12 protein-coding genes and 1 pseudogene are annotated in these 15425 nt (G+C 52.6%); 11 read left to right on the top strand and 2 right to left on the bottom strand.

Annotated elements, in window-relative coordinates; genetic code table 11:
• Positions 1 to 67: 67 nt before the first annotated feature.
• Positions 68 to 514: a MarR family winged helix-turn-helix transcriptional regulator gene (locus tag ET33_RS22085; protein ID WP_036686842.1), complete on the bottom strand. Its 447-nt coding sequence runs from the start codon at positions 512 to 514 to the stop codon at positions 68 to 70.
• Positions 515 to 802: 288 nt separating this feature from the next.
• On the opposite strand from ET33_RS22085, the gene ET33_RS22080 reads away from it, so the two are divergent.
• The 11 genes and pseudogenes from ET33_RS22080 (at position 803) to ET33_RS22030 (ending at position 12368) form a co-directional block, all read left to right on the top strand.
• Positions 803 to 2095, top strand: a complete 1293-nt coding sequence (locus ET33_RS22080) for a sugar ABC transporter substrate-binding protein (RefSeq protein WP_036686840.1) — start codon at positions 803 to 805, stop codon at positions 2093 to 2095.
• Positions 2096 to 2144: 49 nt separating this feature from the next.
• Positions 2145 to 3443: a sugar ABC transporter permease gene (locus ET33_RS39520; RefSeq protein WP_036686838.1), complete on the top strand. Its 1299-nt coding sequence runs from the start codon at positions 2145 to 2147 to the stop codon at positions 3441 to 3443.
• An 18-nt stretch (positions 3444 to 3461) separates the two neighbouring features.
• Positions 3462 to 4295, top strand: coding sequence for a sugar ABC transporter permease (locus ET33_RS39515; protein WP_036686836.1), 834 nt, complete (start codon positions 3462 to 3464; stop codon positions 4293 to 4295).
• 30 nt (positions 4296 to 4325) lie between these two features.
• Positions 4326 to 6068, top strand: a complete 1743-nt coding sequence (locus tag ET33_RS22065; RefSeq protein WP_036686834.1) for an alpha-glycosidase — start codon at positions 4326 to 4328, stop codon at positions 6066 to 6068.
• 63 nt (positions 6069 to 6131) lie between these two features.
• A complete protein-coding gene (locus ET33_RS22060; protein ID WP_036686831.1) occupies positions 6132 to 7046 on the top strand; it encodes a LacI family DNA-binding transcriptional regulator in 915 nt (304 codons plus the stop codon).
• 23 nt (positions 7047 to 7069) lie between these two features.
• Entirely contained in the window at positions 7070 to 8413 is a 1344-nt protein-coding gene (locus ET33_RS22055) for an alpha/beta hydrolase-fold protein (RefSeq protein ID WP_036686827.1), read from the top strand.
• Between the two features lie 5 nt (positions 8414 to 8418).
• Positions 8419 to 9771 (top strand): alpha/beta hydrolase, encoded by a 1353-nt coding sequence (locus tag ET33_RS22050; RefSeq protein WP_036686825.1) that lies wholly within the window; start codon positions 8419 to 8421, stop codon positions 9769 to 9771.
• A gap of 5 nt (positions 9772 to 9776) precedes the next feature.
• Positions 9777 to 10355 carry a DUF4352 domain-containing protein gene (locus ET33_RS22045; protein WP_051775508.1) on the top strand — a complete coding sequence of 193 codons (579 nt, stop codon included), beginning with the start codon at positions 9777 to 9779 and terminating at the stop codon, positions 10353 to 10355.
• Between the two features lie 238 nt (positions 10356 to 10593).
• Complete coding sequence (locus ET33_RS22040; RefSeq protein WP_036686823.1) at positions 10594 to 11190, top strand: class I SAM-dependent methyltransferase; 597 nt, start codon at positions 10594 to 10596, stop codon at positions 11188 to 11190.
• Between the two features lie 245 nt (positions 11191 to 11435).
• A pseudogene (locus tag ET33_RS22035) lies at positions 11436 to 11609 on the top strand (acetate--CoA ligase); the annotation flags it as partial.
• A 96-nt stretch (positions 11610 to 11705) separates the two neighbouring features.
• The gene (locus ET33_RS22030) at positions 11706 to 12368 is read left to right on the top strand and encodes an adenylate kinase (protein ID WP_036686815.1); all 663 of its coding nucleotides are present in this window, start codon (positions 11706 to 11708) and stop codon (positions 12366 to 12368) included.
• A 91-nt stretch (positions 12369 to 12459) separates the two neighbouring features.
• On the opposite strand, the gene ET33_RS22025 is transcribed toward ET33_RS22030, so the two are convergent.
• Entirely contained in the window at positions 12460 to 14739 is a 2280-nt protein-coding gene (locus ET33_RS22025; RefSeq protein ID WP_036686812.1) for a sigma-54-dependent Fis family transcriptional regulator, read from the bottom strand.
• Positions 14740 to 15425 lie beyond the last annotated feature (686 nt).

Below are 15425 nucleotides of genomic sequence, written 5' to 3'. Positions count from 1 at the left end.
CGGTTGGACATCCTCCTTCTTCGAGAATGATGATTTAAGGATATTAGTTTCCATTAAGTAATTATATTCAATCGGATCGTGAATGGTTATCATCGAGAGCGGCTGCTATCTTTTGGCATAGCTCCGCAAAAATACTTTGCTCGCCGGGCGTAAGAACAGAGGTGGCGATTTCGGCAGCCTCGCGCCGGCTTGTAGCCGCACGCTCCAGAAAAGCTCGACCGCTATCGGTGAGCGACGTCGTTTGTTCCCGCCGGTCTTCCTCGCGCGCGGTTTGCTCAATCAACTGCTTATCTTTTAAAACTCTGAGGTTTTTCGAGGTGGCCGGGCGCGACATCCCCAACGTTTCGCCAATAACCGAAGGCATCATGGGACCGCGGATGCGCAAAATCTCCAAGATGTCGTACTGCGCCCAAGTAAGCTGCTCCGGATTGATCCGGGTGCGTCTGGCGACCAGCACGCATTGGAGATGGGACAAAGCGTTTTCCAACTCACCGGGTTGATCTGGCTGTACCAAAGGAATACCCCCTGTCGATATCGTGCGTTCTATTCGTCATCGTATCAAATTAGTTTCTTTTTGGTAACTAATTGCGAAGGCTATACAGTGCAATTGGCTGAAACTGCGACATGGGCTAGACTGGCCCTTTTCCTCCGCAACCGGCGCCCAGACACCCGTTTTCCATTTTTTATCATTGACTCCTGCGGAAACGAAAAGCTATGATATCACTTAAGCACTACTTAAACGTTTCAGTACTTAAACGATTCAGTTCACGCACAATGCAGTAGACTTAAAGGGGGACCCCGCATGTCAAAACGATGTTTCATTTCCGCCGTTCTCGTCCTTTGCCTGAGTTCTTCCCTGCTAACCGCTTGCGGAGAGGGCCGTCCTTCGCCTGCGGGGCAGGAGCCGGGGAACGAAGCCGAAGGAAGCGCAAACGCGGAGCCATTAAAGCCGGAGCAAGGCGCCCAATTGCTTGTATGGGAATCGAAAGGTCCGGAGCTCGATTATTTGAAAGCGGTAGCGGAAAGCTTCGAGAAAGAATACGGCGTAAAAGTGAAGGTGGAGCCGGTTCCCGCGATCGACACCGTTAAGAAGCTGACCACCGACGGTCCGGCGGGGATTGGAGCCGACGTCTTCTCCGCGCCGCACGATCAATTAGGGAACGCGGTGACGGCCGGGCTCGTGCTGCAAAACGACGTGTCGGGCGATAGCATGAAGAACGAGGTTATGTCCTCGGCACTGGCCGGAGTCACGTACAAGGACGTGCTGTACGGCTTTCCGACGGCGATCGATACGTATGCGCTGTTTTACAACAAATCCTTGATGGACAAAGCTCCGAAAACGTACGACGACATCGTGAAATTCGCCGAAACCTACAACGATCCGAAAACCAAAAAGTTCGCCTTGATGTGGGACGTCGGCCAACTGTATCAATCGTATTCGTTCCTCGCCGGTTACGGCGGGTATGTGTTCGGAAATCAAGGTACGGACCCGAACGACATCGGTCTCAACAGCGCGAAAACGGTTGAAGGGGCAAAATATTTGCAATCGCTCAAAAAAATATTGCCGCTGAACGCCGGAGACATCAACGACAACATCATTACGGGCTTTTTCCAGGAAGGAAAAACCGCTGCCGTCATCAACGGCTCATGGCTGATGGCCAGCTTGTCGAAAGTGAATTTCGACTATGGCGTAGCGCCGCTGCCCCTGCTGCTGAACGGCGAGCATCCGGTCAGCTTCTCCGGCATACGGGCCTTGTACGTCAATTCGTACACAAAGTATCCGGCTGCCGCTAAGCTGTTCGCAAGCTACGCGACCAGCAAGGACAATCTGATCAAGCGGTTCAAGATGACCACCCAGCTTCCCCCGAGGAAGGACCTGATGGACGACCCCATCATTACGCAAGATCCTAAAGCTGCGGCGTTCTTGGAGCAGGCGAAATATTCGACGCCGATGCCGTCCATTCCGGAAATGGGCAATGTATGGGTGCCCGCGGGCGCTGCACTCGCAGCGATCTGGAACGACGGTCAAGATCCGGCAACCGTTCTGAATACCGCAGTGGAGCAGATCAAGACAGCCATGAAAACGACGAAATAACGCACGGATTCGGATTCATCCTCAAAACTCGGCTAAGGCGGTTTTACGTATGCAATCACAACCAAGCGCCCGGCGGCATCGGGTCACGGCAGCCGTTTGTTCCGCGGTGTTCATAGGCTTGGGCCAGCTCTACAACAGACAATATATCAAAGGCTTGCTGTTCATCGTCTTGGCCCAATTGTTTTTCTGGAACTATTATTCGATCGCATGGAAAGGGATTCTGGGGCTGATTACGCTAGGCGATGTGCCGACCCGGATCATCCGGGGAAAAATCGTTCAGGGCGACCATTCGATCTTTCTGCTGATCAACGGTCTCATTACCCTCGTCGTCATCCTGCTGTTCCTCGGGTTCTATGCGATGAATGTTTACGATGCGAAGAAGAACGGGGAGCTTCGGGACGAAGGCGGCCATGTCCTCGGGTTCATCGAGTCCCTGAAGCAGGCGAAGTTCCGGCATTTTCCTTATTTGCTGCTGCTGCCTGCCGCTTTTTTCATCCTGTTCGTTACGGTCATTCCGCTCGTGTTTAACGTGTTGATCGCCTTCACCAACTATTCGGCTCCGTCGCATATTCCGGACCGGGCGCTGGTGGATTGGATCGGCTTCCGTACGTTTTACGATCTGTTCACGCAGGATGCATGGAGGTCCACGTTCCTCGGCATCTCCGTCTGGAACATCGTCTGGGCGGCGGCTTCGACCTCCACCGTCTTTCTCAGCGGGCTGTTGCTCGCGATGATGGTAAACCACCCGCAGGTCCGCTTCAAAAAATTTTGGAGAACGATGTTCATCCTGCCTTGGGCGATCCCGCAGTTCATCTCGATCCTCGTTTTCCGGGTGCTGCTGAACGGGACGTTCGGTCCGGTGAACGATCTGATCGTGAAGCTCGGCTTCTCTCCCGTGCCTTGGCTTTCCGATCCGACGATGGCGAAAGTATCCGTCATTCTGGTGAATTTGTGGTTCTCGACGCCGTTCCTGATGGCGTTGATGTCGGGAATCTTGACGACCCTGCCGCGCGATCTGTACGAAGCGGCGGACGTCGACGGGGCATCGGGGCTGCAAAAGTTCGTCAAAATTACGCTGCCCCTCGTGCTGATGGCGACGGCGCCGATCTTTATTATGCAGTTTGCGTTCAACTTCAATAACTTCAACCTGATTTATTTGCTGACGGACGGGAAGCCGAATAATCCGGATTATTACTACGCCGGAAGTACGGATATTTTGATCTCGTGGATTTTCAAGATGACGCTGAACCAAAGCCAGTTTAATATGGCCTCGGCCGTATCCATCATTATGTTCATACTCATTGCGGCATTTTCCTTATGGAATTACAAGCGGATGAAGTCCGTTTAAGAAGAGGATTTGATCTGGATGTCCAAATTCAAAAACAACCTGATCGTCACGGGAATTTACTTGATATTTGCGGTGCTGCTCGTCACGACGGTTTACCCGATTGTGTGGATCGTAGGCACGTCTCTGAATCCGGGCGATAACTTGCTCGTCAGCAAGATGATTCCCGACCATCCGACGATCGCGCATTACATCGAGCTGCTCCAAACGACCGATTTTGTGCTGTGGTATCAAAATACGATCAAGATCGCCCTGGTGAATGCGGTCGTATCGACGGCATTGGTGGCGGCGACGGCGTATGCTTTTTCCAGATTCCGGTTCAAAGGCAGACAGCAAAGCTTGATGCTGCTGCTGGTCCTGCAAATGTTTCCGGGGTTCCTATCCGTCATGGCGATTTTTGTGCTGCTGCTGCAAACGAAGCTGCTCGATACGCATCTGGGGCTGATTCTCATCTATGCCGGCGGAGCGGTGTCCATGGGCACCTGGGTCATGAAAGGGCACTTCGACACGATCCCGAAAAGCCTGGAGGAAGCCGCGTTTATCGACGGTGCGAGCCATGCCGACGCGTTCTTCAAAATTATATTTCCTTTATCGCTGCCGGCGATTACGTTCGTAGCTTTGAACAGCTTCATCACGCCGTTCATGGACTTTATTTTGCCGCAAATCGTGCTTAGGTCTTCGGACAAAATGACGCTGGCGCAAGGGCTGTATGCAATGGTGGCCAACGAGACCAATTCCAGCTTCACGTTATTCGCAGCGGGCGCCGTACTTGTGGCGCTGCCGATCACGCTGCTGTACATGTATTTCCAGAAGTACTTAATTCACGGAATCGCGGCCGGCGCGGATAAAGGGTAACGCAATTTTATTCCAAAGGAGGATTATGCCATGCTATTAGAAGCGGTTTACCACCGGTCCGGCAATGCGGATTGCTACGCTTACGACGACCGGACGATCCATGTCCGGCTGCGCACGAAGAAAAACGACCTGCGGGCGGTAAAAGCGCTCTACGGCGACAAGTACGATTGGGAGCAAACCGCCAGCGAGCAATTTCTTCACAAGCTGGCGAGCGACGAACGATTCGATTATTGGCAGGCGGAGCTCGTTCCTCCGCATGGCAGATTGCGCTATGCATTTGCATTGATTGCGGAGGACGAAACGGTCTGGTATACGGAGACCGGCTTTCAGAAGGAAAAGCCGCAGGACCCGCTTACTTTCTTCGATTATCCGTTTCTGTGGCCGGATGAAGTGTTGAAGCCGCCGGGATGGGTAAAAGAGGCTGTGTTTTATCAAATATTTCCCGAGCGGTTTGCGAATGGCGATCCGTCGAACGATCCGGCCGGCGTTCGTTCGTGGGAGGAGGCGGACCCGGGGCCGCACGATTTTTACGGCGGCGATTTGCAGGGCGTATTGGACCGACTGGATCACCTTGGCTCGCTTGGTGTTAACGCGATTTATTTTACCCCGCTGTTTGCGGCGGAGACGAATCATAAGTACGATACGACGGATTATTTGAAGATCGATCCGCAATTCGGGGATACCGGATCGCTGAAGAAGCTGGTTCAGGCCTGCCACGAGCGCGGGATTCGCGTCATTCTGGATGCCGTATTCAATCATAGCGGCGCGCTGTTCGCTCCGTTTCAAGATGTGGTCCGCCACGGACCGGCATCGCGCTACCGGGATTGGTTCCATATCAAGCAATTTCCGGTGCAAACGGAGCCCAGACCTTCCTATCACAGCTTCGCTTTCGAGGCGCATATGCCGAAGCTGAATACGGCGAATCCGGAGGTCAGACAATACCTGCTGGACGTGGCGCAGTATTGGGTGAAGGAATGCGATATCGACGGCTGGCGGCTGGATGTGGCCAATGAGGTCGATCACGAGTTTTGGAGGCATTTCCGCAAAACCTTGAAGTCGCTCAAGCCGGATTTTTATATTCTCGGCGAGATTTGGCATGACGCGATGCCGTGGCTGCAGGGAGATCAATTCGATGCGGTCATGAACTATCCGATTACAGAAGCTATACTTGATTTTTTTGCCAAGGATGCGATTGATGCGGAGCAGTTTTCTCACCGGATCAACCTGCTGCTGGCCCAGTATCCGCAGCAGGTGAACGAAGCGGCCTTTAACATCGTCGGAAGCCACGATACGCCGCGGCTGCTTACGGTCGCTCAGGACACAAGGAAAGCCAAGCTCGCCGTGCTGTTTCAGTTTGCGTTCCCCGGCGTGCCGTGCATTTATTACGGCGACGAAGTGGGGATGCAGGGCGGGGCGGACCCCGACTGCCGTCGGCCGATGATCTGGGACGAAGCCCGGCAAAATCAGGAGCTGCTTGCGTTTTACCGGACGATCATTTCGTACCGACGGCTGCACCGGGCGATGCGGGACGGGACTTTTCAAGTGATCTACGCCAAGGATCGTCAGCTTGTCATCCGTAGAAAGGATGTAGACGAGCAGCTTTACATCGGCTTCAACAACAGCGGGCATCCGGCCGTCGCGGACATCGCCTTGGACTCGCAGGTACCGCTCGAAATCGCCATAGGCGAGGGAAGCTTCGAACTGACGGGCGAGCGGCTTTCTATCAGCTTGCCTCCGTATGGAGGGCTCATTTTGAGGGCGCCATTGTCATGATTTGACAAAGACAGGGCCGTATGCTTTAATCGACCTAAACGTTTAAGTAGAGGCGGTTAAATCATGAAAAAAGCAACGATCAAAGACATAGCCAAAGCGGCCGGCGTTTCCATAGCGACGGTTTCGTATATTTTGAACGACGTGAAGACCCAATCCATATCCGATGAAACGCGCGTGAAGGTTTTGAAGGCCGCGCAGCAGCTGAAATACGTAACGAACCGTACGGCGCAGTCGCTGAAGGTCAAAAAAACCGGACTCATCGGCATCTTGTGCTTTAAAGGGAAGGACGGTCATGTGTGGTCCGATTTGAAGTATGCGAGAACGATCCATGCCATCGAACGGCACTGCAGCGAGCTGGGATATCATGTCCTTTTTATGCAAATTGACGACTTGGGCCCGTCCTCGAAAATTATTATGGAACGCAATTTGGACGGCGTCTTCTTGATGAATGTGGATCAAGAACGGTTCACGACCATATCGCATTATTTCGGATTCGGCGTTCCCGTCTTCGTGGTCGACAGCTATATCGAAGACCCGCTGTTTCACAAAATCGTTCCGGATTTCGTACGAGGCTTCCAAACGGCACGCAGCCTGCTGGGCGAAGCTCCGCAGTTTCTTGTGATGGATTCGTATAACAATGCCGAACTGGCGGAGTTTATCAAGCGGCAATCCGGTCTGGACGAGGAACGGATCCATGTGTGCGACAGCATCGAGGGCTTAAACGAATTTCTGTCCGCGTATGCCGGACGTCCGGGGATCGTATTGAATGAATTTTTGGCGCTTGAAGCGGCCAAGACCCATAACCGGCTCGCTGTTCTGTGCACAAGCTATTGCCCGGAAATCGTTCCGCAAGGGATGGCGAAAGTTGCGTTTGATTTGAATGACTACAAAGAGATTGTCCGTATGATGGATCGCAATATTCAGGATGCGGATGAGGTAAGCCGTGAAAAGTTTTATTGCCTGTCCGTCATCACGTGATGATCCGGTGAGGAGAATGTGGCGTGAGTTCGTCGCGGCTGATCGAAATCAATCATTTTTATTCCGAGATTCTTGATAATTCCAGAAATATATTTATCTATTTGCCTCCGGGCTATGAAACGGATGAGGGGCGGCGGTACCCTGTCCTGTATATGCAGGACGGGCAACACGCGTTCTACAAGGACCGGAAAGGCGAATCGTGGGACGTTCATAAAACGGTTGACCGCCTCATTGCCGAAGGACGCATGCGGGAAATCATTATCGTTGCGGTAGCCCACATCGAGGATGCCCGGATCGCGGAATATATGCATGAGAATCCGTACGGACACCGGGTTTTCGATACGACGAATCAAGGCGAGCTGTACGAGGAATTTCTCGTCCGCGAAGTAAAGCCTTATATCGACCGGGAGTACCGGACGCTGCCGGATAAGGAACATACGGCGCTGATGGGATCGTCCGCGGGCGGTCTGGTTTCTTACAATATCGGGTTCCGCAGGTCCGAGACGTTCGGGATGATCGGGGCTTTGTGTCCGTTTTTTGCAAGCGTCGATCTCCGCACGATGGAGGATCGTTGGTTGAGCCGCGTCTACACGGAAAAGAAGGCCCTGCGCATTTGGATGGACGTAGGAGATGCTGAAGGCTTCACCGTCATGGAAAAGCATGTGCGGCATGTTGCGGATACGATGATCGGCGCGGGGTATCGGCCCGGGGACGATTTTATGTACTATTATGCCGTCAATTCGGGCCATTCGCAGAAGGATTGGGCCGCTAGGGTGCATGCGCCGCTGCTTTATTTTTTTGGCTGCATCGGAACCCCTGTTCGTGTCGATTTGCATGGGCCGGAGGCAGTTGGGATCGAGGGGCCGAAGCGTACGCTCAATCCGGTGGTGCACTACGACAGCGGCTTCCTGATGACGGATTTAGACGCCTGCTATGAAGTAGCCGATCCCAAGCTGCTGGACGTGACGGCAGACGGCAAATTGCAGCCCAAGAAGGAAGGGAAAACGACGGTCCGCTACAGAAACGGCAGCCTGACGGCCGAACTGGCCGTTGCCGTCGTCCCGTCGGTTTCGGAAACGGTCACCGTCCAAGCGTTCGTGAAGGTGCCGGCTTCTACACCGCCAACCGCTGCGCTGTACGCCGGCATCGAGCTGCCGATGATCCGCGAAGGGCTGTACGGAGGAACCTTTGAGGTACCGCGGGATATGTCCTTCGAATTCCGCATTTCCCGCGGCTTAGGCATGCATGAGACGGACCGGCAGGGCCGGGAAATGACTTACCGGAAATTTACGGCCAAGGATGGCCTCGTTCTGAACTACGAAGTGGAAAATTGGGTGGACGCGGCGCCCGTGAGCGAACAAAGGTGATGAGGATGCGGAATAATAAATCGAGCATTTTGAAGGTCGAGAATTTCTACTCCGTCCACTTGGACAATACGCGGGATCTGTTTGTTTATCTCCCCCCGAGTTATCGCTGGGATCAAGCGAAGCGGTATCCGGTGCTGTATATGCACGACGGGCAAAATATTTTCCATCCCGCCTTCAACGGCTATTCCTGGAACGTCCATGAGACCGCGGACCGCTTGATTCAAGACGGACTAATGGAAGAAATCATCGTTGTCGGCATCCCGAATCGGGGCGTTGAGCGGGCTGACGAATTTACCCATGAGCTGGAAGGGGTACTGTACCCGTCCGACAAAGTGCGAATTCAGCCCAAAGGGCAGCTTTACGAGCGCTTTATCATCGAGGAAGTCAAGCCTTACATCGATGCGCTGTTCCGCACGAAGCCGGACCCGGAGCATACAGGCTTAATGGGGTCTTCCCGCGGGGGCCAAGTCACCTACCATATCGGCTTTCGACGTCCGGACATTTTCGGGAAGCTGGCGATCTTGTCGCCGTATTTTTACTACGTCGATCCCGTGACGCTGGAGGAATTCCGGCAGTATCATACGTTCGGCAAGAAACAGCCGGTTTCCCGGATTTGGATCGACTTGGGAGGCAGAGAAGGCACGCTGATCATGGAAAAGCATGTCCGCGAAGTCGCGGAGCAGCTTGCCCTCCTTGGATACGAAGCCGACGGCGAGCTGAAGTATTTTTTTGATCCCGAAGCGGCGCATGTGGAGAAAGATTGGGCGGCCAGATTGGCCTCTCCGCTGCTTCATTTATTTGGAGCCAAAGGTCAGGCGCGCTCTTTATCCTTGCAAGGCTGGGACGAAGTGGGCATCCGCGGTCCGGTTTGCCGATTGAATCCGATAGCGGAGTTTGACAGCGGCTTGAAGATGTCCCTGCTAAGGACGGCTTACCGCGTGGAGGACCCTCGGATCGTAGAGGTTCAAGAGGACGGTACCGTAGTGGCGAAGGAAGAAGGAGAGACGACGGTTACGGTTAATTACTGCAGCCTGGAGGCTGCTATTTCCATCCGTGTGGTTAAGGAATTGAAGGAGCGGGTTACCCTCGATTTAACCGTTCATGTCCCGCCGCATACGCCGGAAACTGTCACATTATACGCCTGGTTTCCTTTAAGCAAGCAGCCGGATGCCCCTGTCTATTTCGAGCGGCTTGAGCTTCCGCTTCATACCGAGTTCGTTTATCAAATCAGCAGAGCCGACGGCGTGGCGGAAACGGATCAAGCCGGAAATCCGGTAGTGCGCCACTACCGGGCCGAGGCCGATTCGCGGCTGGAGCTTACCGTCGAATGCTGGTCTAACGACATCAGAGAGGAGTAATCATCATGGTGAAAAAACTTGTGCTCGGGCTCGTCTGCGGTTCAATTGTGTTCACAGGAGCCGTGTTAATGAACGGAACCCCGTATGCCGCGCAGGATATCGACAATCCTGTGTCCATTGACAGCAGCTATACTTCGGGAGCGGCCGGGGGGAACGAAAATTCCACTCCGAATAAAAGCGGCTCGGAGCCTCAGCTTCAGAAATTGCCGATCACGCAAACGACTAACGGTGTGGAGGTTACCGTCCATTCCATCCGGCGGACCGGACAAACGACGGACTTCGAAATCACGATCAAGAACGGAACGAACGAAACCGTTACGGTTGACCCAAGCCGTCTTGCTGTGCAGTCGAACCATTCGAGCCAGGGCAAAGCAAGCGAAAAGGTCGGGGCCTCCGAAACCAACCCGGACTTTACCGGGGCGACAATCCTGCCCGGCAAAGAAAGGCACGGCTGGATCAGCGGCCAAGCTTTAACGGAGAAAGATCTAGAGAGCTTGATCGTGGAATTATCGTTGGATGGAAACGAAGAGAGAGCTTTCTCGTTCGCCATCGACTGCAAAAATCTTAAGTTTCGCACGCTTTGAGCGAAGACTGTGCAACGAGCCGTGGCCCGAACAGGTGCCACGGCTTATTTTTTTCATGTCATCGATGCCTTGCGCTCACTCTTGACGCGCCGTCAATTTCGAAGATATTATAGATATAATAACTCTACATTTACACAAGCGGCGAAGTATGCTCTGCACCGATGCTGCTTTTTTTGCTTTATTAAAGACATAGTGAGTCTTCGATGTCCAATATCTTATTCACAGGAGGCAGGTAAGTATGGGAAATGTATGGGATGAGCGTTTTAATTCGGAGGAATATTATTATGGGGAAGAACCTAACGTATTTATTCAACAACAAGCTTTCAGATTAGAACAGTGTCGAAAAGTCATTGCGTTTGCAGAGGGTGAAGGCCGGAATGCCGTTTTTTTGGCAAAACGAAATCATGAAGTGACCGCCATTGACTATGCGGAGAGCGGTCTGCACAAAACGAAAAAACTGGCCCGGAAGCATGCCGTGGACGTGCATACCCAAAAATTGGACCTGTTGGCGGACGATGTACCGAACGAGGAATATGATGCCGCCATCATGGTATTCGGACATTTTCATAAGGACGATCAGGCCATGATTCTCAATAAAATGAAAAATGCAATAAAGCCCGAAGGAATTATGATGCTTGAGGTATACTCCAAGGACCAATTAAAGTACGGTACGGGCGGCCCGCCGAATCCGGATTTGCTCTACGACCCCAAAGAAATTCTTGCTTGGTGCGAAGGTCATGAGGTGATCCATTTCTTCTATGGCGAACAAGAACGGGTGGAAGGAAAGGTGCACACCGGGTTAGCCCATGTCATTCAGCTTGTATTGAAAAAATAATGAAAAATTCGTTAGGCGCAGGCTGCTGCGGATGCCCCAAGTGTCTCATTTTGCATCACTGTATCGGATCGAATCGGCAAATGTGTCCCGAAATGGGACACATTTTTTTGTTCGTACCTTACATCTCCTCACTCCGACGGTTGGCACAATAATTGCTTTACTTAGGCTCAGAAGGTCAATCAACTATTATCGATTGGGAGGGTCTACATCATGAGTTCGTTTACGAATGAGCGTATTGCGGCCACGGCGGTCAGCTTATCTGCAACTACCCCGGGATGGCGATCAAGCCGGGGGCGATGGGCAAACCGATTCCGGGCGTGGACGCGGCCATTTTGGACGACGAGGGTCGTATCTTGGAGCCTTACTGCATGGGAAATCTGGCGATCAAAACGGCATGGCCGTCTATGATGCGCCGCGTACTGAAAGCGTGGGAGTTGAATTTGCCGACGGGCGACATGTCGACGATGGAGGATTAACCTTCGGACTCATAAAACAGAGATGGGGGATATAACGGGATGCAGATTATTTTTATCGGATTGCCGGGTGCGGGCAAGGGGACACAAGCCGAATTCATCCAAGCGAAATTCGGCATACCGCATATTTCAACCGGAGACATGTTCCGAGCCGCGATGTCGGAAGGAACGGCGCTCGGTCTTGAGGCCAAAGCGTACGTCGAGAAGGGGCAGCTTGTCCCCGACGAGGTGACGATCGGGATCGTAAAGGAACGGCTGAGCCAAGGAGATACGGCGCGGGGCTTTTTGCTGGACGGATTTCCGCGGACGGTGTCTCAAGCGCTGGAATTGGAGCGGGTACTCCAAGAAGGGCGGCGGCGAATCGACCTCGCCCTTCATTTGGACGTGGATAGCGGCAAGCTGCTCGGGCGTCTGACCGGACGGCGGATTTGTCGGTACTGCGGGGAGACGTACCACTTGATGTATCGCCCTCCGCAGGAAGAAGGGAGCTGCGATAAGTGCGGAGGACCGCTGTACCAGCGGCCGGACGATACGGAGGAAACGGTAGTCACCCGGTTGGAAATCAATCTAAAGCAGCAGAAGCCGCTGTTGAAATTTTATAAAATGAGAGGCCAGCTTCGTTCGGTGGACGGAGAGGCCGGAATGGACAAGGTATTCGAAGACATTTGCGGTATTCTCGCAAGCTTGCACGTAAGAGCCCGATAAAGCGGGCAGGCCGCTTGCCGGTGGCAGAAAGGGCAGATCCGCTGCACGAGGCGGACCTGCCCTCTTTGTTCGCTCGTAAACCGGTATCGGCTTACGGAGTCATTTGAAATTCCTTCAGCTTGCGGTAAAGCGTACTCCGCGTAATGCCGAGCACCTTGGACGCCTCGGTGATAGTCTTCGTCTCGCTCAGCACCTGCTCAATCATCCTTCGCTCGACTTGCTTGAGCGGCTCGGCCGCCCTCGGCTTTCTCTGGTAATATCCTTTGAGCGCTCTCGGCAGATGCTCCACCCGGATCGCAGATCGTTCCTGACCGGCCAGCAGGTAGGCACGCTCCATCACATTTCGCAATTCGCGGATATTGCCGGGCCACGGATATTGGATCAAGGCTTGCAGCGCTTCGTCGCTGATGCCACCCGGCCCGTCGCCGTGGACTGCCTGAAATTCGCGAAGGAACTCTCGGCTTAAGTGCTCCACGTCCTCCGGGCGCTCGCGAAGCGGAGGGATCGTGATCGACAAGACGTTCAAACGGTAAAACAGGTCCGACCGGAACGAGCCTCTGTACGCGATTTCTTCTTGCAGATTCCGGTTCGTCGCTGCAATAATCCGTACGTTGACCGCCCGTTCTTTATTTTCGCCGAGCCTCATAATCCGCTTCGACTCGATGGCTCTTAATAGGACGATCTGAAGATCCAACGGCATGTCGCCAATCTCGTCGAGGAATAGAGTCCCGTCGTTTGCGGCTTCGAACTTGCCGATGGCACCGCCCTTTTTGGCGCCTGTGAACGCTCCTTCGATATAGCCGAACATTTCGCTTGCGATCAGCTCTCGTGGCAGCAGGCCGGTATTGACGGCGACCAGCGGGCCGTGCTTTCGTTCGCTTTGCTGATGAATCGCTTGAACTAGCACTTCTTTTCCCGTTCCGGTCTCTCCGGTAATCAGCACGTTGGCGCACGATTGAGAAGCCAGCTTGGCGACCTCCAGCTCCAACTGGTATTCGGGGTTCAAGGTCTGAATGCGGTCGAATTGATAGGGCGCCCCCGAAGAACGGACGCTAGGTTTCGGCTTGAGCAGAAGCATTTGCTGACCGGTTGTTCCGTAAGGATGCACCTCGAACGCATGATGGATTTGCTGCAGCAGTGTCGGCGTGAGGAGCTGGCCTTCCTTTAACCGTGTCAGCTCTTCCGCTTTTTTACTCATGTACACAATATGCTGCCGCTCCGACAGAACGACGATCGCTTCATCGCTGATCCGGCCCCACGATTCCAGAATGATTTCATTCAGCTGGCCGGGCTCCCGGCTTTTTTCTTTAAACGGCTTCGGGGCGATATTGCGCTGCGAGTCCCACACCATCTCGAATTGCCCGTCCGGCATCGCTCTTCCGATTTTTACCGGTCTCGACAGATGGTGGTGGTCGCCCTCGACGAGCACCGTTCCGCAAGCGGTTTCAAGCTTCTTGTCGCTCAGGTGGTAAAAGACGTCCCGGTAATCCAGGCTCCCGGTTTCGTGAATGCCGTCCAGGATCATTTTGGTGCCCAGATAAGTGTTGAACATGACCGACGAAATCACCTGCTGCGCGCCGAACCGCTCGTGGAACGCGCTGACGAAATGCAGATTGTACTCATTTTGAAGCGATTGAAAATAGCTGGCCGAGCCGTAATGCCCCGCTCCGTAGTCGGCGCCCATGGCCGCAATTTCCGTTTCCTTCGTGATCGGACTGAAGATAGGCAGGTTATCCGGATTCAAGCCCATTCGCCGGTACGCACGATAGAACGGGATAATGCTCTGTCCGACGAGCGTTGTAAAAACGGCATCGGGCCGCTTCGCAATGATGTCTTCCAGCACGTCATAGAAGGTCTGATGACCGAACGGCACATAGGCTTCGCCGACAACCGAGCCCTTTTTCTCCGCGAGATACGTTCGGACCTGCTGGTTTGTTTCCCGGGGATAAATGTAATCCGTGCCAATGCAGTATACGCGTTTCCCGAAGTGTTCGGTTAAGTAATCGAGCAGCACATGAACCTGCTGGTTCGGCACCTCGCCGGTATAAAACACGTTGGAATGGCATTCCCGTCCCTCATACAACGTAGGATAGACCAGCAGGCAGCCGTATTTCTCCAGCACCGGAAGAATCGCTTTCCGGCAAGCTGAAGTATAACAGCCGATAAACACTTTTACGCCGTCCTTTGCAAGCGCTTCCGCTTCTTTCGCGCTTTTGGCCGGGTCCGAACAAATATCCCGTACGATCGCTTCCACGTTCATTTCCTTTTGGTTAAAGTGCTCGATGGCCAGGATGGCCGCATCGCATTGTCCTTGTTCCGTCAGGGCGGTCGTGCCAGTTAATGAAAACAATAAACCGACTCTAGTATTCATTGAACTCCGCCTCTCCTTGATAAGTTTGTGTCTTTATTATAACAAAAAATAAATCGTTTGAAATTGGGGGTTGACTTTTTTCTTATGGCTCGCGTGTAAAAATAAGACAGTATATCATGATGTAAATTTTATTATTTAAAAGGTTGATATTGGAAATTCAGCTATAAACAATTTTTGCGTAATATAAATATTATTGAAAAAGTTGTAATTTATATTATAATATGTCATTATAATAGACATGATGAAGAGCATATTGGTTAAAATGAGGTGGCATTCATGCTTTTTCAAGAAACGAGGTCGATCTAAAAGCGAGCATGTTATTACTACGATGAAGCAATATTTTCATAAATTATTTTTAGTTGTATTACTCCTCATAATTATTTCTAGCAGCAGCTCCTTAGATCATGAAAAAAGACTCCAGATCATGAATTGGGAAGAAGATTTGTATGTTCTCTCTCATGAACTAGCTTCTATATAAGTTGAACTAAAGACTCCTGTTGTTTATGGAAAGGATTTCAATGTCTTTGACGTCGAATAAGTAAGAATCACTATTCGGGCGGTGAAAGTACCATGGAATCCAACACGGAAGCATTACAGGAAGTAGAACAGCGTTTAAAGCACGAAAAGAGTCGTCGAATGTTTGAGCGGTATCAAACCATTCGACTTTACTTACTCAGTCATGACTA

It is taken from the genome of Paenibacillus tyrphae (assembly GCF_000722545.1).
Taxonomy (GTDB): domain Bacteria; phylum Bacillota; class Bacilli; order Paenibacillales; family NBRC-103111; genus Paenibacillus_G; species Paenibacillus_G tyrfis.
Note: the sequence above shows the minus strand (reverse complement) of the source record. Positions and strands in the feature narration are given on the sequence as shown.

Bases quoted from the DNA above. Each gene is read 5' to 3' on its own strand.
- ET33_RS22040 (WP_036686823.1), top strand. From the start codon at position 10,594: ATGGGAAATGTATGGGATGAGCGTTTTAATTCGGAGGAATATTATTAT.
- ET33_RS22065 (WP_036686834.1), top strand. From the start codon at position 4,326: ATGCTATTAGAAGCGGTTTACCACCGGTCCGGCAATGCGGATTGCTAC.
- ET33_RS22080 (WP_036686840.1), top strand. From the start codon at position 803: ATGTCAAAACGATGTTTCATTTCCGCCGTTCTCGTCCTTTGCCTGAGT.
- ET33_RS22030 (WP_036686815.1), top strand. From the start codon at position 11,706: ATGCAGATTATTTTTATCGGATTGCCGGGTGCGGGCAAGGGGACACAA.
- ET33_RS39520 (WP_036686838.1), top strand. From the start codon at position 2,145: ATGCAATCACAACCAAGCGCCCGGCGGCATCGGGTCACGGCAGCCGTT.
- ET33_RS39515 (WP_036686836.1), top strand. From the start codon at position 3,462: ATGTCCAAATTCAAAAACAACCTGATCGTCACGGGAATTTACTTGATA.
- ET33_RS22060 (WP_036686831.1), top strand. From the start codon at position 6,132: ATGAAAAAAGCAACGATCAAAGACATAGCCAAAGCGGCCGGCGTTTCC.
- ET33_RS22025 (WP_036686812.1), bottom strand. From the start codon at position 14,739: ATGAATACTAGAGTCGGTTTATTGTTTTCATTAACTGGCACGACCGCC.
- ET33_RS22045 (WP_051775508.1), top strand. From the start codon at position 9,777: ATGGTGAAAAAACTTGTGCTCGGGCTCGTCTGCGGTTCAATTGTGTTC.
- ET33_RS22050 (WP_036686825.1), top strand. From the start codon at position 8,419: ATGCGGAATAATAAATCGAGCATTTTGAAGGTCGAGAATTTCTACTCC.